22 protein-coding genes and 1 pseudogene are annotated in these 19,068 nt (G+C 27.8%); 8 read left to right on the top strand and 15 right to left on the bottom strand.

From position 1 onward, the window contains the following. The first annotated feature begins 232 nt into the window (after positions 1-232). From BUA48_RS05155 to BUA48_RS05145, 3 genes are all read left to right on the top strand, one after another. On the top strand, positions 233-445 hold the full coding sequence (locus BUA48_RS05155) for a helix-turn-helix transcriptional regulator (protein ID WP_072830820.1): 213 nt from the start codon (positions 233-235) through the stop codon (positions 443-445). Beyond that, on the top strand, positions 435-863 hold the full coding sequence (locus BUA48_RS05150; protein ID WP_072830818.1) for a hypothetical protein: 429 nt from the start codon (positions 435-437) through the stop codon (positions 861-863). Before BUA48_RS05155 ends, BUA48_RS05150 begins: the two co-directional genes overlap by 11 nt. 245 nt (positions 864-1,108) lie before the next feature. Continuing rightward, the gene (locus BUA48_RS05145; RefSeq protein ID WP_072830816.1) at positions 1,109-1,573 is read left to right on the top strand and encodes a GNAT family N-acetyltransferase; all 465 of its coding nucleotides are present in this window, start codon (positions 1,109-1,111) and stop codon (positions 1,571-1,573) included. 262 nt (positions 1,574-1,835) lie between these two features. Here the strand turns inward: BUA48_RS05145 and BUA48_RS05135 are convergent, their stop codons facing one another. The 4 genes from BUA48_RS05135 to BUA48_RS15535 form a co-directional block, all read right to left on the bottom strand. Next, the gene (locus tag BUA48_RS05135) at positions 1,836-2,654 is read right to left on the bottom strand and encodes an SDR family NAD(P)-dependent oxidoreductase (RefSeq protein ID WP_072830812.1); all 819 of its coding nucleotides are present in this window, start codon (positions 2,652-2,654) and stop codon (positions 1,836-1,838) included. 472 nt (positions 2,655-3,126) lie between these two features. Further along, a complete protein-coding gene (locus BUA48_RS05130) occupies positions 3,127-3,654 on the bottom strand; it encodes a dihydrofolate reductase family protein (RefSeq protein ID WP_072830810.1) in 528 nt (175 codons plus the stop codon). 317 nt (positions 3,655-3,971) lie between these two features. After that, positions 3,972-4,127: a hypothetical protein gene (locus BUA48_RS15540; RefSeq protein ID WP_178138950.1), complete on the bottom strand. Its 156-nt coding sequence runs from the start codon at positions 4,125-4,127 to the stop codon at positions 3,972-3,974. A gap of 143 nt (positions 4,128-4,270) precedes the next feature. Beyond that, complete coding sequence (locus BUA48_RS15535; RefSeq protein WP_178138949.1) at positions 4,271-4,429, bottom strand: hypothetical protein; 159 nt, start codon at positions 4,427-4,429, stop codon at positions 4,271-4,273. A gap of 563 nt (positions 4,430-4,992) precedes the next feature. Here BUA48_RS15535 and BUA48_RS05125 point away from each other — a divergent pair. From BUA48_RS05125 to BUA48_RS05110, 4 genes are all read left to right on the top strand, one after another. Beyond that, entirely contained in the window at positions 4,993-5,712 is a 720-nt protein-coding gene (locus tag BUA48_RS05125; protein ID WP_072830807.1) for a LytR/AlgR family response regulator transcription factor, read from the top strand. A gap of 304 nt (positions 5,713-6,016) precedes the next feature. Next, on the top strand, positions 6,017-7,051 hold the full coding sequence (locus tag BUA48_RS05120) for an ATP-binding protein (protein ID WP_178138948.1): 1,035 nt from the start codon (positions 6,017-6,019) through the stop codon (positions 7,049-7,051). 129 nt (positions 7,052-7,180) lie between these two features. Next, complete coding sequence (locus tag BUA48_RS05115; RefSeq protein WP_072830803.1) at positions 7,181-7,324, top strand: cyclic lactone autoinducer peptide; 144 nt, start codon at positions 7,181-7,183, stop codon at positions 7,322-7,324. After that, a complete protein-coding gene (locus BUA48_RS05110) occupies positions 7,324-7,896 on the top strand; it encodes an accessory gene regulator ArgB-like protein (RefSeq protein ID WP_072830801.1) in 573 nt (190 codons plus the stop codon). Before BUA48_RS05115 ends, BUA48_RS05110 begins: the two co-directional genes overlap by 1 nt. Positions 7,897-8,000: 104 nt before the next feature. Here BUA48_RS05110 and BUA48_RS05105 read toward each other — a convergent pair whose 3' ends face one another. From BUA48_RS05105 to BUA48_RS05080, 7 genes and pseudogenes are all read right to left on the bottom strand, one after another. Next, complete coding sequence (locus BUA48_RS05105) at positions 8,001-8,465, bottom strand: GNAT family N-acetyltransferase (protein ID WP_072830799.1); 465 nt, start codon at positions 8,463-8,465, stop codon at positions 8,001-8,003. Between the two features lie 114 nt (positions 8,466-8,579). Then, positions 8,580-8,741, bottom strand: coding sequence for a hypothetical protein (locus BUA48_RS15530; protein ID WP_178138947.1), 162 nt, complete (start codon positions 8,739-8,741; stop codon positions 8,580-8,582). After that, positions 8,738-9,193 carry a hypothetical protein gene (locus BUA48_RS05100; protein ID WP_084666094.1) on the bottom strand — a complete coding sequence of 152 codons (456 nt, stop codon included), beginning with the start codon at positions 9,191-9,193 and terminating at the stop codon, positions 8,738-8,740. Before BUA48_RS05100 ends, BUA48_RS15530 begins: the two co-directional genes overlap by 4 nt. 121 nt (positions 9,194-9,314) lie before the next feature. Continuing rightward, a complete protein-coding gene (locus BUA48_RS05095) occupies positions 9,315-10,577 on the bottom strand; it encodes a sensor histidine kinase (RefSeq protein WP_072830797.1) in 1,263 nt (420 codons plus the stop codon). Continuing rightward, on the bottom strand, positions 10,570-11,250 hold the full coding sequence (locus BUA48_RS05090) for a response regulator transcription factor (protein WP_072830795.1): 681 nt from the start codon (positions 11,248-11,250) through the stop codon (positions 10,570-10,572). Before BUA48_RS05090 ends, BUA48_RS05095 begins: the two co-directional genes overlap by 8 nt. Beyond that, positions 11,243-11,807: pseudogene (locus tag BUA48_RS05085) on the bottom strand (ubiquitin). The gene BUA48_RS05090 and the pseudogene BUA48_RS05085 overlap by 8 nt, the downstream one beginning before the upstream one ends. A gap of 155 nt (positions 11,808-11,962) precedes the next feature. Then, positions 11,963-12,496 (bottom strand): UBA domain-containing protein, encoded by a 534-nt coding sequence (locus BUA48_RS05080; RefSeq protein WP_072830791.1) that lies wholly within the window; start codon positions 12,494-12,496, stop codon positions 11,963-11,965. 311 nt (positions 12,497-12,807) lie between these two features. Between BUA48_RS05080 and BUA48_RS05075 the strand changes: the two genes are divergently transcribed. Then, a complete protein-coding gene (locus BUA48_RS05075) occupies positions 12,808-14,247 on the top strand; it encodes a DUF4317 domain-containing protein (protein WP_072830789.1) in 1,440 nt (479 codons plus the stop codon). 148 nt (positions 14,248-14,395) lie between these two features. Here BUA48_RS05075 and BUA48_RS05070 read toward each other — a convergent pair whose 3' ends face one another. The 4 genes from BUA48_RS05070 to BUA48_RS05055 are packed head-to-tail and all read right to left on the bottom strand — an operon-like array spanning position 14,396 to position 18,922. Further along, complete coding sequence (locus BUA48_RS05070; protein WP_072830787.1) at positions 14,396-15,421, bottom strand: sensor histidine kinase; 1,026 nt, start codon at positions 15,419-15,421, stop codon at positions 14,396-14,398. After that, positions 15,414-16,100 carry a response regulator transcription factor gene (locus BUA48_RS05065; RefSeq protein WP_072830785.1) on the bottom strand — a complete coding sequence of 229 codons (687 nt, stop codon included), beginning with the start codon at positions 16,098-16,100 and terminating at the stop codon, positions 15,414-15,416. The genes BUA48_RS05070 and BUA48_RS05065 overlap by 8 nt, the downstream gene beginning before the upstream one ends. 22 nt (positions 16,101-16,122) lie before the next feature. Beyond that, entirely contained in the window at positions 16,123-18,156 is a 2,034-nt protein-coding gene (locus BUA48_RS05060) for an FtsX-like permease family protein (RefSeq protein ID WP_072830783.1), read from the bottom strand. Beyond that, complete coding sequence (locus BUA48_RS05055) at positions 18,146-18,922, bottom strand: ABC transporter ATP-binding protein (RefSeq protein ID WP_072830781.1); 777 nt, start codon at positions 18,920-18,922, stop codon at positions 18,146-18,148. The genes BUA48_RS05060 and BUA48_RS05055 overlap by 11 nt, the downstream gene beginning before the upstream one ends. Positions 18,923-19,068 lie beyond the last annotated feature (146 nt).

Raw genomic sequence — 19,068 nt, 5'->3', positions numbered from 1 at the left:
TGCTATCACTAAACCCTCCCTTCTCTCTTAATACTATATATCTTATAATTCAACCTTATATTCATTATTATATCTTCAAAATAATTAACTATGTTGAATTTATTTATTATAAAAATAAAGATTATCAATCTTATAATCTCAATGTAAAGTTAGCTTGACATTCATTTTATATATGCTATTATTTAAATATGGAAAGTTGACTTTACATGAATTTGAGGAGGAGTATTTATGTATGAATAATCGATTGGAAGAAATTAGAAAAGGACAGCAAATTACTCAAGAAGAGTTAGCATCTATACTTGAGGTTTCTAGACAAACTATAAGCTCTTTAGAAAAAGGAAGATATAACCCTTCTATTCTTCTTGCTTTTAAAATTGCTCGATACTTCAATATGTCAATTGAAGACATATTTATCTATGAGGAGGATGATGAAAATGCCGAATAAAAAAAATACATCAATTATTATACTATTAGGAGTAGCATTATCGATAATAGGATTACTATTAACTATCTTCGTAAATGCAGGAGACGTTTTTTCAAGATTATCAACACTAATTTTTGCTTTAGGATTCGGTTTAATTGGAGGTGGTTTAGGTAACTTATATAAGATTAGAAATATTGAAAAGATACCTGGAAAATCTAAACAAATGGAAATTGATTACAAAGACGAAAGAAATGAACTTATACGAAATATAGCTAAATCCAAAGCTGGAGATATTACTAATTGGTTTGTAATACTAATAGCCTATATTTGTATTATTATGGGATATCCATTATGGCTAATCTTCTTTGTTTTAGGAGTATTCTTATTAAAGTATATTATTGAAATAATGCTTATAATTAAATATAATAAAGAATTTTAAAATATTATTTTATAAAAACTAAATAAGCTAAAAAGGAGTTATTGTTAATACTGCAATAACTCCCTGCTATTTAAAAATTCTCATTATATAGGAAAAATTTATCAATTAAGACACTAAGCAATTATATATATTATAATATCAAAAATCATCCTATATTTTATAAGTTATGTTATAATAATCCTTAAATCAACTTAAATCTTTTTCTTATCATTTCAAGAAATAATAACTAAATGGAGGGTATATTTATGGAGTATTTAATAAGAAAGGTTAAAGATACTGAATTAGATAGGGGATTTTCATTAATTTGGAGAACATTTTCAGAATTTGTGTCACCGGACTATACTGATGAAGCTGTTGATAACTTTAAGCGTAATATTATAGATAATATGGATTACAGAAATTTCTTTATATCTGGTAAAGAGGTCATGTATGGAGCTTATTCAAAGGATGAACTTCTTGGAGTTGTGTCAGTTAGGGGAAGTGACTTTATTTCATGTGTATTTGTGAATAAGGAGTATCATAGAAATGGAATTGCTAAGGCATTATTTTCACAAGTTATTTCAGATTTGAAAAAGCAAGAAGTAAAAAGTATAAAATTAAATTCTACTCCTTATGCTGTTCCTTTTTACCACTCAATTGGATTTAAGGATTTAGGAAAACAACAAACATATCAAGGAATTTTATTTACTCCTATGGAACTAAGATTATAATATTGCTATAGACTTGAAATTATTTATGCATCATTTTAGGAGGGACTCAAGTGTCTATAAAAAAATCCATATTACTTTTAATTTTAAGTATGGTTTTATTTTTAGGTATACCATATGCTTATATATTAGGTACCTATTATTTAGAAAGCAACAGCAAATATTATATACCGCTAATGGGAGTAAATTTTATATTTACTCCCATTAATTTATTCATACCCCTAGGCACAAATTTCATATTTTCACAAATCTTTAATTTTATATTTTAAAATGCTGTAAAACCACCATCTACTGGCATAAATATACCCGTTACATTACTAGCTTCATTTGAAACTAAGAATAAAGCTACATCTCCAACTTCCTCTACTGAAGCAACTCTATTTTGTGGAGATACTGTCTTTCCTGAAACTATTCCACTATTACTTTCTATATTAGTTTTAGCTGCCATCTCTCTTTTTTTCTTTAAGAAATCTAAAGCTTCATGATACATTGGTGTATCTGTAGTTCCTGGATTAACAGCATTTACTCTTATACCATTTTTAGCATAATCTAATGCCATATTTCTAGTCAAACCATTTAAAGCATGTTTTGAAGTAACATATGCACTATGTCCTGGGAAGCCAGTTAATCCAGCTACTGATGATATATTTACCACAGCTCCACCCTTACCTAATTTAATCATTTCATTTATACCAAAGTGAGAACAATGGAATGCTGACATAACGTTACAATCAAGAACATATCTAAACATTTCCTCAGACATCTCATGTACTGGAGCCGGAGTTCCTGTTACACCTGCATTATTTATAAGTATATCTAATCCACCAAATTTCTCTATTGCAGTATCTATAACCTTTTTACAGTTTGTTGCTTCTCTTAAATCAACTATTAAAAACTCTACATTAGGAGTTATTTCTTTTATCTCACTTAAAGTTTTCTTACTCATTTCTTCTTTTTTGTCTGCTAATACTAATTTTGCACCTTCTTTTGCTGCTCTTAGTGCAATTGCCTTACCTATTCCTCCCGCTGCTCCTGTAACAACCATAACTTTATCTTTAAATCTATCTTTTATTACATTTATCATAAAAACTTCTTAGCGAAAGAGTATATTATGAATCATAACCCTCGCTAAATCCTCCATTCTTTATTATTAATATATATTCATTATTTATAGTATAGTCCTTAAAAGTTAAATTACTATATTATAAAAATTACTAATTTGTAAATGTTACTTTGTAAACATTGTAAAATTCCTATAATAATTTTATCTAATATAACCTTAAGATATCATTCTTTCATATTTTTTATACTTTAAGTTACTATAAATTATATACTTTTAAGGAAGTTATAAAAGTAAACTTTTGTTTTACCTCATGCAACCTCTTTTACTTTTTTACCGTCCATAGATTAAATCTTTAAATACCTTTCTTGCTTTGATTATAGAAGTAATAATCTTAAGAAAAGCACCTCTATTAATTTTCTCAAACTTCTGTAATAATAACTATCTCCTAAATATAAAAAAGTATCCACTAATTTAATTAATGAATACCTTTACCTTATCTTCTGCAATATTTTAAGACTACGACTCCCTTTTCTACTACATATTCTTCTAAATGCAAATCTATTTTAGGATTATTTTTCAGAAATAGTGGTCTACCTTTCCCTAATATAGTTGGTATAATTCCAACTACATATTCATCAATGATATCAGCTTTAATAAAATTATCAATAAGCTCTCCACCACCGAATAGAAAAATATCCTTTCCTTCATTTTTTCTTTCCTTTTCTATAGCTTCACATAGGTTTCCATTTATAAAATGTATGTTTTCATAGTCTTCTAGCTCAGCTGAAGTTGCTACATATACCTTTTTATTCTTAAAATCTTTATGGAAATTTTGTTCATAGCATTTTTTACCCATTAATACTACATCAATATTGTTTAAAAACTCACTATAATTCCACTCATTTTTAGTATCTAAGGTGTTATCCTCTTCTCCAACTATCCAATCAAAACCACCATCTTCTGAAGCTATATAACCATCTAAACTCATAGCTAAATTTAATATTATCTTTCTTTTCTTCATATGCACCTCACAAATCATTAATATGTATTTATCTCAATAATAGTAATTTAAATATTATAGCTATATATTCCAATAAATAGTCTTAATCTTATTTATAGATAACACTAATTATAAAATAACTACAAAACTTACTATAAATCTATAATATTAATTAAAACCTACATACTTTTACTTAATTTATTGATATAAGTTATTATTCAAAAACCTCTTAATACTATAGTTTTATTTAAGGATTATTTTTTCTTAAAACTATATTTTAAAATATAATTTTCAAATTGTTTATGAAACTTTATAAACAGACTCTTATGTACTACTAATTAAGTCAAAAGGAATATCCTCAACATGTGAAAATACATATGATAATACTTTTTCTCATAAACTCCTATTGGAAATCCTCCAAGTTCTGCCCATACGTAAGGTTCTGCATTTTTCTCTAGTTCCGAATGTAAATCTCTACCATTCTTATTTTCCATAGATACCTGAGCTTCTGGATTTACATAAATACCATGACAAGCTAAGTCACCACTTACATGAGAAACCCATCTAGCTGCAAAAGCTATCTTCTTATAATCTCCTGAATCTAAAGCTTCTTTTAATTGTTCTACTGCATAAGTACCTACTTTGTAGTAGTGATACCTATCAGCTCATGGGGTAACCCTCCGAATTGTGATGGTTGAAAATATCCTAAATCTGGTGCTACTGCTCCCCATGCTGCTATATCAGGATATTTCATTATTGATTTTTTTACAACACTATCCTTGGGTAACTCATGCACTACCCTTTGAATTAATGCATAATGTGATGCAAATTGAAACGCTTGTACCTCTTATGGCTTTAATACACTTAGAATGCACATTAGAATTATTAAATATACTAGTTTTTTGTTAAATATCATAGTTTTTTTCTCATACCCATATTGATTATTTCTCATTTTATTGTATAAAATCCCCATTATAAACTTGGAAAATATATTCTTTAGATCAAATATAATTTGCTACGAAATAAAATAATTAAATAATATGGTTTATTTACAAAATAGATTCTATACTTTTTTTTCAATATATGATAAATTATACATGTATTTTCTTCTTAGATTCGTAGAGATAAAATTTTATATTACCTCATTTTTACAACAATATAATATACAATAAAATAAATGTCAATATATTCTATTTTTACTTCATGTGATGAACCTTATATACTAATACTGTTAAAGCTACATTAACCACACTATTATTCATATTAAATATTTCTCACTTAGCTTAACTACTTTAATATTATTAGTTCCAAAATTCATAACTTTCAATTAATATTCAATGCAAATAGGAGGGATGCTTCATGCTAAAAATTGCATTTTGTGACGATTGTCAATATGATAGAAATATACTTATGTCACACTTAAGCCATATTGAAGAAGAATGGAAAGATACCTTTGATATCTACCCCTTTAAAAGTGGAATATCATTATGTGAAAACCTAAAAGAAAATAGCTACGATATTATATTACTTGATATTCTTATGGATGATTTAGATGGAATTGAAACAGCAAGAAAAATTCGTTCCATGGGCGAAGATTCTAAAATTATTTTCATTTCAAGTTACGACGAAAAATTAAGAGAATTATTTCGTGTTGGTACAATAGCTTTTCTTGATAAGCCTTTAAGATGTTCAGACTTAGAAGATGCTTTAAAAGATGCATATAATACTATTCAAAAGGAAATTGAAAAGGTCTTTATATATACTAAAAACGGTAATACACATTTCGTTCCAATAAAAGATATAGTGTACTTTGAAGCTAATAGAAATCAAGTAAAAATTCAGACTACTAAAACCTTAATATGTTATTCCGATTTATTTAAAAATGTATGGTGTAAAATGAGTGAAAATAAAAATTTTATTATGCCAAATAAATCTTTTATATTTAATTTAAAATATGTAATCTTAAAATCTAATAGAGTTATTTTAAAAGATAATTCCTTAGACTTTAATATTGGGCGAAAATATAAAGAAGATACATATAATCGATATTTTAATTATATAGAATGGAGAAGTGAATAAATTGAATATGTCTTTTAATTTACAAATTATTATATACTTCATTATAAATTTAGTTTCCCTATATACAGTTACCTGCTTTTTTAAAACAACAATGAAACTCAAAGAGTATATTCCTAAGTTATACTATTTAATTACCTATATAAGCTACTTAGGAATAAATATTACAACCTTTATAATAGCTGGTACCCCATTAGTTAATGTTTTTATTCAAATTCTATTATTAATATTATTATCTAATTTGTATCATGGAGATATAAAAAATAAAATTCTTATTTCTATATTTTTTATTGCTTTTATGGTTAGCATGGAACTATTAATAGTTTATATATTTAGTTCTATATTTAAAATAAATACCTATAGCGTTTTAACAACAGATTCCTCAAAAATATTAGGCTCTGTTATATCAAGAGTTATTCCTTTAATTATAGTTAAATTTTTTCAAAGCTATACAGAAGGTAAGCAAGATAATGAACCTTTAAATTTACTTCAAGCCATGCAAATACTCCTTATTCCTGCTGGTAGTATCTTTGTAATGCATGCTTTAGTACAAGTATCACTGTTTACTTCATCCAATATTCAATGGCTAATAATTTCATCAATAATAGTTCTTGTTATAGTTAACTTATTTTTTTATTATGTATTTGATAAGCTAAAAAAAGTTGAGCAGACAAAATATGAAAATAACTTATTAAAGGCACAAGCTCAATATTATATTAGACAACAAGATAATTTAAAAAGCAACTATGATGCAGTTAGAACTTTGAAACATGACTTAAAACATCAATTATTGTATATTAAAAATAAACTTGAGGAAAATTCTGAGGTAGCTATCAATGATTTAAAGTTTGAACTAGATAAACTAATAGGTAGTATTGAATTAAAGGAGCTAACCTTCTACTCAAGTAATACTATAATAAATTCAATTTTAAATTATAAATTAGATAATGCTATAAAACGAAATATTAAAGTAGATGTGAAGGTTGGACTTAATAACTCAGCCTTAGTAAATGAAAATTTATTGTATATAATACTAGGTAATGCCCTTGATAATGCCTTAGAAAATTATAATGACAAAAAATCATCTTCAAAAAAAATTGTGGTTAGAATATATGAAGAACATAGTAACTTATACATAAAAATTTCTAATCCATACCTTAGAAAACTTACTCTTAAAAATAACCTTCCACTAACTCATAAAAAAGATTCTTTTATGCATGGAATAGGTTTAAAAAGCATTAAAAATATGGTTGAAAATAATAATGGTCAACTACGCTTATCCCACAATAACAATATATTTGTCTTAGAAATTATATTGTTTGAATTAGTAAAATATAGATAATATTATCACACCTTAGCTTTTTTAAATGTATTTAGTCCTTAAAACCATGTAACTTGTCCTAAATATGAAAATAAGTGCATATTTTGTTTTATAAATAGATTATAAAAGTTATTTAAGGAGGCGAACATAATGAAAAAATTTGTTCAAAAATATGGTACTGTATTAACTGCTTTAGCATTAATGGTAACAGCTCATAGTGCAAGCACTTGCTGCTACTACGTTCTTCATCAACCTGAACTTCCAAAGGGAGCAAAAGCTTTACGTAAGTTCTAATGCTTATTAAACAATTTGAGAAATTGGCAGATGTACTTGTTGAGAATGAGACATGCCCTGCTGAAAATCGTGACTTTATCGTTTATGGACTTTCCTCAGCTTTAGAACTAAGTTTAAGTATTATAACTACACTTATTCTTGGCTCAATCTTTGGAATGTTTATAGAAAGCATTGTATTTTTAGCAAGCTTCTCATTCTTGCGTACATATGCAGGTGGATATCATGCGGAAAAAGCAAGCACTTGTTATTTTGCATCAAGTTTAATTATTGCACTAGTGTTAATCACAACTAAATTAATACCATTAAAATTAATATTAATTGTTAGTTTAGTATTTTTGATAGTATCAGTACCATTTATTTTGAAACTATCTCCAGTTTCAGCAAAACACAAACCTCTAGATAAAGAAGAAGTAGCATATTTCAAGAAAAAAATATTACTTCATATGGCTATTGAGTTAGTCTTTATGATTATTCTGTTATACTTCAATCAACTTAGACTAGTCTTTATATGTGCTTTGGGTATGTTTATTTTATTAATTGCACTATTACTACAATACATACTTTCAAAATAGTTTAAATAAATTATATTACTTTAAATAAAACAATTCTATTTATTCTAAATACAATGGTCTTAAAAATATTAATTTATTTTTAAGACCATCCTCTCTTTTATATACTATTCACCCCAAGTATCTACTATTGTATTAACAATTTTAAATCCATTTTTTAAGTATAATGAAACAGCATTTTCATTTAGATCTGCAACGAGTAACCTAAGTTCCTTTTGCCCTAACTTTTGCAAAGAACTAATAGCAAAGCTTAAAAGCTTTGTTCCATATCCTTTATTTTGGTACTTCTCATTGACAAACAAATGATCTATTGTATTGTCATATATTTCAACTGATCCAATCATTTCTTCATTTATAAACATAATAAATACATTGTCTTTCTTTTTATTCATTTCTTCCTTAGTATAAAATTCATCTGGATCTAACCCTGTAGATAAGCTTAATCTTCTAAAACAATCACAACAAATTTTTCTATAATTTTCATAATCCTTTTCGCTATAATTAACTAGCTCTATGTCTGAATTAACTTCATCCCCATAATATTGCATTTCATGTACAACAACCTTAGACATATCCTCTCCCCCTAAAATAATATATTCACACCCATATAACCATTTATTTCTTATATTGTATATTATTCATACATTTTTTTCAATAAATATATCTTCTAAATTATATATGCTACATTACTTGAGTTTGAAAAAATACTCACAAAACTTATGCCACTTTACTTCATACTCCTCATGTGATATAAATTCTAAGTCATAAGGTGAGTAAACCCCTCTTTTTCTGGCTTCCTCTACAAATCCATTTATATAGTCACCAGCTTCTGTTAAATATCCCTTCACCTTGGAATACTTTTACTTACTGCGTAATAAAGCCTAGTATGACCATCTAAAGATACAAAACTATCATTTATTTTTACCAATGGAATAATAATATCCTTCTCATTTCTTATAAAAGATTTTATAGCTTCAATTTTATCTTTATCCACAAAGAATTGAGATGGTTGAATATCCTTAATCTCTATATCAAATATACTTATTTCATTAAACTTCCTTACCAATTCCATATCTTCATTATAAAAATTTACAATATGCTCAGAATAAAATCTAAACTCATCTATTACCTTATTTACCTCAACTTCTTTATCCCATTTTACAATTGCTGAGTCCTTATTTATTATTATAAAGCTACATTTATACTTATCATCAACAATAAAAGCGCCATGTTGCTTTAAAACTTCTTTATCAAACCTGTTATCTTCATAGCTATTAACTCTCTGTATTTTTTCACTCATGTCCCCACTCCCTAATTTAATATATTTATTTTAAGCTTAAGACCCCATTTACTTATATAATACAATTTGTATTTATGTAAATGAGGTCTTTTCATATTATGATTTATTAAGTTATCTATAGTTATAATTTTTGTGGTAAAAATACTGTTATTCTTGTTCCTATTTCTTTTCTACTTAAGATACTAAAATATCCTCTGTGACTATCCACAATCCATTTGGCTATTGATAGTCCAAGTCCTGTACCTCCATCTTTTCTAACTCTTGCAGTATCTGCTCTAAAGAAACGTTCAAATATATGAGCTACATCCTTTTCATCAATTCCTATTCCTGTATCTTGTATAGAGAAATATGCTTCTCCTTTATCATTTATTCCTATCCTAAGAGTTATAAAACCATCCTTTTCAGTATATTTGGCCGCATTTTCAACTAATATTCTAGCTGTTTGTTTAAGCAATGCTACATCCCCTAGAATGCTTATATCCTCTGAATCAATATAATTATACGTATGATTTTTATCTATCATTCTAGATTCTTCTAATACTTCTTTCATCATATCATTAAGAGAAAATCTTCCTATAGTAAGCTGAGTTTTGCCATTAACTCCTCTTGCTAAAAACAATAATTGTTCAACTAAATTCTTCATATTTTCTGATTCACACTTTATTGCTGTAATTGACTCTTCTAACACACTTTCATCGTTTTTCCCCCAACGATCTAGCATATTTGCATAACCTTGAATTACAGAAATAGGAGTTCTAAGCTCATGTGAGGCATCTGAAACAAATCTTGCTTGTTGCCTATATGACTCTCTCATTCTATCCAATAATTTATTTATAGCATCTTCTAATCCCTGAAGTTCATTATCTCCAATGCTTATTCTCTCATCTGAAATTACAGGACTAATTTTAGATATAGCATCTTCAAGATTTTGAAATTTTTCCTCATCAAAAGTCATGTTACTAAGTCTACTTGCTGTTTCTGCCATTTCATTAAGAGGTTTTAAAATTCTTCTAACCTTAGCTGTACCAAAGATTATCTCTTCTAATAAAAATACTAATTCTACAATTCCTAAGAGTATAACTGTTTGTCTAAGCATATATAAAAAATCCTTAGCTTCCTTAACCATGGTTTTACCATTATCCCACACTACTGTATATTTTGAAGTTTCTATGGGATAAAAAACAAAGGATCTCTCTGCTGTTTCTACTAATTCCCCATAAAAAGTTTTTTCAGCATTTAAACACCAAAACACTGTTAATATGGCCATTAAAGCTATATTAATTATAAGAAACTTAAAAAATAACTTTCTTACAGAGATAGCATTAATCTTTATTGCAATAGATGTTACATTTTTATTTTTTTGCTTTCTTTTACTTCTACTCATCTTTTATTACATACCCTACGCCACGGACTGTGCTTATTATTTTCACCTTAAAAACATCATCGATTTTAGTCCTCAAATATCTTACATAAACATCTATTACATTTGTTTCTCCAATATAATCATATCCACAGACTTTTTCTATAAGCACATCTCTAGTTAATACTATATTTTTATTTTCCATAAGAATTTGTAACAAAGTAAACTCTCTATTAGTAAGTTCAATTTCACTTTCTTTATAAGTTACTTTATGTCTCATCTTATCTAAACTTAATAATCCACATCTTAGTACATCTTCATCTTTTTTTGCTGTAACTACTCTCTTTTTAAGAGCTGTTCTTATTCTCGCAAGTAATTCTTCTATTGCAAAGGGCTTTGTTATATAATCATCTGCTCCTGCATCTAAACCTGATACTTTATCCATAACAGCATCCCTTGCAGTAAGCATTATAATAGGAATATCTGAGTTTTTCCTAACCCTTCTTAAAACTTCAAGCCCATTAATTTCTGGTAGCATAACATCAAGAACAACTAAATCTGCATCCCCTTGTTCTATTAACTCAAGTCCTACTCGCCCATTATTTGCTTTTATTACTTTATAGCCCTCATGAATTAATTCAAGTTCTAAAAATCTAGCTATCTTTTCTTCATCTTCAACTATTAAAATTTTAACCATTCCTAAGCCCCTTTTTATAATTTTTCTTTAAAGTCCCTAACACCTCTAGACATCTGATTAAGCACATTATTTATTTTCTCTAAATTATCAGTGTTAATTCTATTACTATGAACAAAAAACTCTATCTCAAAAAATAATGCTATTATAATTCCTGGAATTGTAACCCAAAATGTAAAAAATAAAAGTATTATTAATACCGTAATTGGAATTTTTAAAAACACCTTATTCTTTCTTTTTATTGAAAGAAATATATTATTGCAATTATCTATGGTTTTACATATAGCCTCAAAAATTCCTTCAAAACTATTTTTGTTTTTATAGTTATTTCCCTGGCTATTTTCTTTAATATTAACTACTTCTCTATGATCATTATAACTTTCATTTAATTCGTTAGTGTAAAAAACACCAACTGAAGGCTTTTCAACTATTCCACATTCCTCTAAATAAAGCATAGCCTCTAAGATATCCCAATCAGCTTTTTCTAAGGCATGCCTTGCTTCCTCATAACTTATATCAGTCTTTTCTCTTAATTTATCTATAAGTTTAAGCTTATCCATAAATCTTCCTCCATATCTAGGTATAATAAAGTCTAAGGTTTTATTATACCTTAACAATTAAATTATACCATTTAACTCAATATTTCTATACAAAAATAAAGAGACTTTGAATATTAGTCAAAATCTCCTTATTGCTTCCCTATTTATAAAGAATATTATCTTTCATATCCTTTTTTGAAATCCTTTTTAATACTATCTGCTGATTTTGATACCTCTTCAAATACACTATTTACACCATCATAATTAATGTTTTCGCCTACAATTGAGTACTTATATCCACAGAATAAACCAGCTACTAATAAAATTGAAGTTGGAATTGCTAAAAATACTAATAAGATTACTGATATTGTAACTGATACTCTTATAGGTTTTTCATTTTCCTTTCTTACTTCAAAGTAATTGTCATTACCTTTCTTTAAAATTTTACCTGCAAACTTGAACATTCTTCCTAAGATCTCTCCTATACCACCAAAGTGCTCATTGTTCTTGCTATTTTGTTTATAGTCATTATTATTTTCAGGTACTTTTACCATAGTTGTAACCTCCTCATTAGGAACTTTTCCACTTCTTTCTAAATAAAGAACAGCTTCTAGCATATCCCAGTTGCAGATTTCTAATGCTACTTGAGCTTCCTCATAACTTACATTAACCTTTGACATTAAAACTTGAATCATTTCGTTTCTTTCCATATTAAGATTCCTCCCTAAATTGCTTACTAATTTCTTTCTTCATCATGGTTATATAATATAATTGGAAAATTAATCTTAAATATAAGAAAGATTAAAATTAGATTAAAATTTTATTTTTTTATTTTAATTTTTATTTTTACATTTTTTGCCTAAATTTTAAAATAAAATCTTTAATTACTACAGAAAAAATACTATACTTATATAATGATGTTATTTGAACTTAATCCTAATTGGTTTAAATATATGGGATATTTTAAGGAGGTGAACTTTAGTAAGAGCTAATACCTTTAGCCCCTTGCTAAGGATACTATATGAGAAAAAAAGATATACTTGAATTAAAAAAGCGTTTTAAGAAAGATTATTGTACCTTCACAAAAATGTGTGGTTGTTATGTTACTGGTGAAAAACATGTGATGCTAAAGTTTAGAGAAACCTTTCTAAATTTAGATGAAGATGAGTACTTTAAATATTTAGAAATTGCTAAAAAGGTCCTATCAGGGACTATTGGAAATAATATTTTAGAACTTAACTTTCCGGTTAATGAGGATTTTATAAATGAAAAACAAGTTTCTCTTATGCAGCTTAAGAATAGCCAATTAAAAGATGATACCTTACTTGATGCCTTTTATAATTCAATTATTGAAAGCTATGGCTTTGCAAGTAACTATTTAATACTTATATTTCATGATGCCTATGATGTTATTACCAAAACTAAGGATAATTCAAAAATAGATGAATCTGAAGAAGTCTATGAATATGTATTATGTGCAATTTGTCCCGTTTCACTTTCTGAGCCTGGACTTAGATATTTTGAAGAGGAAAATAAAATAAAAGCTCGTATTAGAGATTGGGTAGTTGAAGCCCCTGTTAATGGATTTGTATTTCCTGCTTTTATTGAGCGTAGTTCTGATGTTAACTCCATTATGTATTACACTAAAAACGCAAAGGATACACACCCTGAGTTAATGGAAGGTGCTTTAGGCTGTATCTCAAGACAAACAGCTACTGTACAAAAGGAAACCTTCCAAACAATTATTAAGGATTCCATAAATACTGATGAAAAGAAAGCTGAGAAAATCTTTATGGATATTCAAGAAAATCTAAATAATATGGTAGATGAGTACAATGCCATTTATGATGATACCGATGCTGAACCTATAACTCTAAGCAATAAAGAAATTCAAAACCTTTTAATCGAAAGTGGAGTTCCTGAAGAAGTGACATCTAAGATTGAAAAATCCTACATGGATAACTTCGGTGAAGATCTGCCTTTAGTAGAAAACTTAATTGATTCTAAAATCCTTAAGGCAAGTTCTCAAAGAAAAAGAGAAGATGCTCTTCAAAAGCAAGTAGAAATACTTGAGACTAAACTTGAGCAAGTTAAACAAGAAACTTCTGAAAGTATTGAAGCTCCTACAGTAGTAGAATCTGAAAATGATATTGAAATTCTAGATGCTAATTCTGAGAATAATAACTTAGAAGAATCCTTAGAGTCTACAACAGAAGAGTCTACTGAAGAGAATTTAGACACCTCCTCTGAGGACAATGAAGTTGAAGCTAGTGAAGATGCTACAGAAGAAAATTCAGCTTCAGAAGATACTGCAGCTACAGAATATGATGTAATACTTAAAGTAAAACCTGAAAAAGTCCCTCATATAAAGTCTCAAGTAATTGACGGACAAAAGTGTATCATCATACCAATTAACGAAAATGAACAAACAACAGTCAATGGCTTAGATGACTTAATTTAAATTTAATCTTTGCTAAAGAATAATATTGACACTATAAAAAAATTTTAAGGGAACTCATGAAAAAGTTCCCTAATTTATACTGAAAATATTAATTTGTAATTAGATACATTTTGAAAATATATTATCTCCATGATTCAAGCTCTATAGATTAAATTTTTGGAAATACTAAGCTTATCTCAAATCCTTCTTTATAATTCTCTGAAACCTGAAGTTCAATTTTTAAATTATGTGCTAACTGCTTTACTAAGTAAAGTCCCATTCCTGTGGAGTTTTTTCTTTGTTCTCCGATTTCACCTGTAAATCCCTTTTCAAATATATATGGCAAGTCATATGCCTTTATACCAATTCCGTTATCTCTTATAATAAGCTTTATATCTCCACTAATTTCATCTTGCTCAGCTGAAAATATAATAAAATGACTTTCTTCATTTGCCTTTTTATATTTTATAGAATTACTTATAATTTGCCTTATTAAAAATAGCAATGCCTTTTTATCTGAAATAACTTGTGAGTTTTCTATTTCCATAACTGTAGATATATTTTCTTCTTTTAATAAAATATCGTATTCCTCTACCACTTCATCACAAATTTCTTTTAAAGACAACTCTTTGAAAAAGTAATCTGAACTAGCAGATTTTAGTCTTGCATAATAGAGCATTCTTTCTATATCCTCTTGTATTTTCGTTCTAGAGTACTCTAGCCTCTTATAAACAATTGGTGATATTTCTTCCTTACGATTATCTAACACAAAGGTCATAAGTGCTAAAGGTGTTTTTATTTCATGAGCCCAAGACTCTATGTATTCTTCGTATTCATCTATACTCTTTTCTTGACTTTTAATAACACTATTTTTATTTCTTAATATCTCACCAACTTCTTTTATTACTTCTTTTTCTTCTAAAGAAAATAAACTAAGTATTTTCTTTTGCTTTTCTATATCCGGATTATCTAAGAAATCCATAAAATGTTCTTTCTTTTTTTCATCAAAAAAATATACTATTAATCCTATGGCACAATATAACATAAAGGAAGCAAGTAACATTGTAGGAAAAATGGCTAAAAATCTTTCAGTATCTATAAGCCACAACATAGCACCAAATATAAAATTTAATATTAAAATGCTAAAAAACCATATTTTATATTTTCCAAATGCTCCCATTAATTTTCTAACCATTATACTTTTCTCCCATTGCTTCAATACAGTACCCTTTTCCTCTTATATTAGTAATTTTATAGTCTATTTCTAACTTCTTTATTGTCTTTTTTAGTCTTGTTATATTAACTTGGAGTGCATTCTCATCCACAAACTCAGTTGTTCCCCATAATTTCTTAAATAACATTTCCTTTGTAACAATCTCCTCAGAATGTGATAATAAAAGCTCCATGATTTTCCCTTGATTTTCTGGTAAAACTAAGGAAGTCCCTTTTACATACATGGTGTAAGTTTGTACATCAAGTTTTATGCCCTTAAGTTCTAAAAAGTTTTCTCTATCCTCAAATCTACGAAGTAAATTAGAAATTCTAGCTAGTAGCCTTTCCTTATGGCACGGTTTATTTAAATATTCATCGGCACCTAAGCCCAAGGCATGTAGCTCATCCTTTAATTTATCTCTACTTGTTAATACTAGGATTGGAACTGTGCTTTTTTGACGAAGCCCCTTGCATATTTCAAAGCCTGTTATGCCAGGTAAGTTCAAATCCAATAGCACAAGATCAGGGCATTCCTTAAGTATCTCTTCTACTGCATTCTCAAAATTGGTAATACAACTTATCTTATATTCTTCCTTTTCTAATATGGAAACCAATTCTTCCCTCATAAATGCTTCATCTTCAACAATCACAATCTTTTTCACACAGTTCCTCCTACTTATACTCTTAATTTTCTTCTATTAATTCTACAATACTCTTATCGCTACTTCTTTTTACAAGCATCATATAACAAAATTCTACCATACAAAGTACCATAATAATAGCAGCTGCAATTATCATTAATGAATTTACCTTTCCACTCATTGTTCTAGTCATAAGTCCTGCAAACAATGCCCTTACTCCAAAGAAACTACTTATTGTTGCTATTATTACTGGCAGTGAAAAATACCAATTAATTTGAGCTCTTGCTGATTTACATAACATTCCACAATCTGTTCCAAGACTAATTAATGTACTATAACGTTTCTTTGTTTTCTGCTGTTGCATTAAGAACTGTACACCTATTACAGTATTAGCAATAATTAAGAAAATAATTGCTATATAAATTGTAGTGTAACTTGCTGATACTGTGTAAAACAACCCTCTACCCATGTTTTGAAGATAGCTCTCATAGGATAATTTAGAAGTGTCAAGTAGCTTATTCACTTCTACAATTGCTTGCATTAATCCTTTTTCCTTAATAAAGTTCTTATTTAAGGTAGCATTCCAATAAGAATCACCCTTATTTACTAAAATATTGTATACTTCATCCGTAACAATAAATCCTTTACTAATTGTAATAAATCTATCTGTAACTATCTTATCATCATATAGTTTATCAACTAATTCATAGCTTTCTTTACCCATTTCTATATATGGTTTTTCTTTAAGTAATCTCTCAAGTATTTCTTTTGAATCTCCATACTGAAAATCAGAATTCATATAAAATGCCATTTGATTATTACTAAGCTTAATAGGTTCTCTACCACCTGATTTTAATAGTTCATTATAACCAGATAAGGAAATTAAATATGGCGATTCTAAGGTTTCAAAATTATTTATTAAAACATTTTTCCTTTCACTTTCTCCTTCAGCTTTTATCATAGTAATTAAATTCTCTATAGAAAAATTGTATTCACTTTTTTCTGGGAAATACATACCTACCTTCATCTCAAATATCTTATCTATATACTTTTCAGCTTCTACTCTCTGTAATTCTGACTTCACAACTTCCGATGGTTCCTTAAAAGTATAATCAATTACATGAGCATCCGTAGAGTTAAATAAAAAACCAACTGATATTCCATAACCAAAACAACATAATGCCATTAAAACTAAAAGTGATGAAATTGCAAGTGCATTGGGTTTAAGAAATACCGATTCCTGTAATTGCCTAAAGGTAAACATTCCTAAACCATTTTTGTTCTTTCTTTTAACTAAAATCATTTCAAAGAAAATTCCAATTCCATGAAATAAAAGAAATGTACCACAAACACCCATAATCATTGCAAATGCCATGGAACTTATTCTTTCCCAAGCTCCACCGTAGATTGCTTTATTATAAGCAATTCCTAGTAAGACAACTCCTGCAACTAATTTAATAGCAGTGAAAATCTTATTATTTTTTCTATTCTTTTCTTCTTGAGACTCTGAAAGCAATTCTATGATTTCCTTTCTAGAAAACTTCCCACTAAGAATTAATAATGCACTAAGCCTAATAAGGAAGTATCCTATAATCGTCCCTAAGACAGCTGATATTGAAAAGGAAAATTCATGTCCTATAATCCCAAGACCAACTATCTTTGCAGTAATTAAGCTAATCATTTCTGACAATAGAATAGCAACAGGTAATCCTATTGCTAGAGAAATAATGCTATTCCAAAATTCCTCTAAAAATAACATGAAAAATAATTTGCTACGTTTCATACCTAGCATTAAATACATGCCTAATTCATGACTTCTTCTCTCTAATTGATATTTTCCTGCAAAATATACTAAGAAAAATAATATAAATAAAGAGAATCCATATAACACAGGAATTAATAAAAATAATTTATTTATAGCATCACTTTCCATAGTTTTTAGAAATATAATTACATCTTGTTTCCCTAATGATAAAATAATGTAAAATGCCACAATTGATACAATAAGAGAAATGAAAAATAACCCATTCTCTTTTCTATTTCGTTTACTATTCTGCTTAACTAAATTAGAGAACATTAGCACTTCCCCCTCCCAATTGTGCCATTACTAATAAAATTCTTTCATAAAAATCTTGTCTAGATTCCTCTGGAAACTTTCTTCTTACCTCATGAAATAACTTTCCATCTTGTATGAATAAAATCCTATTGCAATAACTTGCTGCATTAGCATCATGAGTTACCATTAAAATTGTAGCCTTTTTATCTTCATTTAACTGCGATAACTTCTCCATAAGTGCCTTTGCATTCTTTGAGTCTAAGGCTCCTGTTGGTTCATCTGCAAGAACAATTTCTGGATTTAGAATAAGTGCTCTTGCAGCAGCCACACGTTGTTTTTGTCCCCCTGACATCTCAGTTGGAAATTTATCTAAAACATCCTTGATTTCCATGTAATTTGCAAGTTCTTCTACTCTATTTTCATTTCCTTCTTTTAATTTATTATGAATAGCTATGGGTAACATGATATTTTCTCTTGCTGTTAAATTTTCCAGTAGCTCAAAGTTTTGAAAAAGATATCCTATTCTACTTCCTCTATACTCCGCTAGTTTTTTTCCTTTAAAATTACCAAGATCCTCTTTATTTAAAAGTATACTTCCCTCAGTTGGTTTCGTTGTAGTTGCTATACAATTAAGTAATGTAGTTTTACCAGAACCACTACTTCCCATAATTCCAATGAATTCACCATTAATAACTTGAAAAGTTATACCATCTAATGCCTTAGTTATAGAATCCTTTTTTCCATAATACTTTTTTAGATCCTTTACTTCTAATATCGTATCCCTCATTTTTATACCCCTCTTTCATGTACTAATTATAGTTAGATAAAGCTCTAATTTATATATCTTATATTTTAATAAATAACATTCACCCTAGAATGATTAAATACGTTTTTTCAAAAATGCGATTTATATTATGTTATTTTATAATTTAA

It is taken from the genome of Clostridium collagenovorans DSM 3089 (genome assembly GCF_900130005.1).
GTDB lineage: Bacteria > Bacillota > Clostridia > Clostridiales > Clostridiaceae > Clostridium_D > Clostridium_D collagenovorans.
Note: the sequence above shows the minus strand (reverse complement) of the source record. Positions and strands in the feature narration are given on the sequence as shown.

Excerpts from the sequence above, each read along its gene's own strand:
- BUA48_RS05075 (WP_072830789.1), top strand. The coding sequence starts at position 12,808 with ATGAGAAAAAAAGATATACTTGAATTAAAAAAGCGTTTTAAGAAAGAT.
- BUA48_RS05060 (WP_072830783.1), bottom strand. The coding sequence starts at position 18,156 with ATGTTCTCTAATTTAGTTAAGCAGAATAGTAAACGAAATAGAAAAGAG.
- BUA48_RS05080 (WP_072830791.1), bottom strand. The coding sequence starts at position 12,496 with ATGGAAAGAAACGAAATGATTCAAGTTTTAATGTCAAAGGTTAATGTA.
- BUA48_RS05155 (WP_072830820.1), top strand. The coding sequence starts at position 233 with ATGAATAATCGATTGGAAGAAATTAGAAAAGGACAGCAAATTACTCAA.
- BUA48_RS05100 (WP_084666094.1), bottom strand. The coding sequence starts at position 9,193 with ATGAGTGAAAAAATACAGAGAGTTAATAGCTATGAAGATAACAGGTTT.
- BUA48_RS05120 (WP_178138948.1), top strand. The coding sequence starts at position 6,017 with ATGGAACTATTAATAGTTTATATATTTAGTTCTATATTTAAAATAAAT.
- BUA48_RS05125 (WP_072830807.1), top strand. The coding sequence starts at position 4,993 with ATGCTAAAAATTGCATTTTGTGACGATTGTCAATATGATAGAAATATA.
- BUA48_RS05115 (WP_072830803.1), top strand. The coding sequence starts at position 7,181 with ATGAAAAAATTTGTTCAAAAATATGGTACTGTATTAACTGCTTTAGCA.
- BUA48_RS05110 (WP_072830801.1), top strand. The coding sequence starts at position 7,324 with ATGCTTATTAAACAATTTGAGAAATTGGCAGATGTACTTGTTGAGAAT.
- BUA48_RS05135 (WP_072830812.1), bottom strand. The coding sequence starts at position 2,654 with ATGATAAATGTAATAAAAGATAGATTTAAAGATAAAGTTATGGTTGTT.
- BUA48_RS05130 (WP_072830810.1), bottom strand. The coding sequence starts at position 3,654 with ATGAAGAAAAGAAAGATAATATTAAATTTAGCTATGAGTTTAGATGGT.
- BUA48_RS05150 (WP_072830818.1), top strand. The coding sequence starts at position 435 with ATGCCGAATAAAAAAAATACATCAATTATTATACTATTAGGAGTAGCA.
- BUA48_RS15540 (WP_178138950.1), bottom strand. The coding sequence starts at position 4,127 with ATGGAAAATAAGAATGGTAGAGATTTACATTCGGAACTAGAGAAAAAT.
- BUA48_RS05095 (WP_072830797.1), bottom strand. The coding sequence starts at position 10,577 with ATGAGTAGAAGTAAAAGAAAGCAAAAAAATAAAAATGTAACATCTATT.
- BUA48_RS05070 (WP_072830787.1), bottom strand. The coding sequence starts at position 15,421 with ATGGTTAGAAAATTAATGGGAGCATTTGGAAAATATAAAATATGGTTT.
- BUA48_RS05055 (WP_072830781.1), bottom strand. The coding sequence starts at position 18,922 with ATGAGGGATACGATATTAGAAGTAAAGGATCTAAAAAAGTATTATGGA.
- BUA48_RS05145 (WP_072830816.1), top strand. The coding sequence starts at position 1,109 with ATGGAGTATTTAATAAGAAAGGTTAAAGATACTGAATTAGATAGGGGA.
- BUA48_RS05105 (WP_072830799.1), bottom strand. The coding sequence starts at position 8,465 with ATGTCTAAGGTTGTTGTACATGAAATGCAATATTATGGGGATGAAGTT.
- BUA48_RS05090 (WP_072830795.1), bottom strand. The coding sequence starts at position 11,250 with ATGGTTAAAATTTTAATAGTTGAAGATGAAGAAAAGATAGCTAGATTT.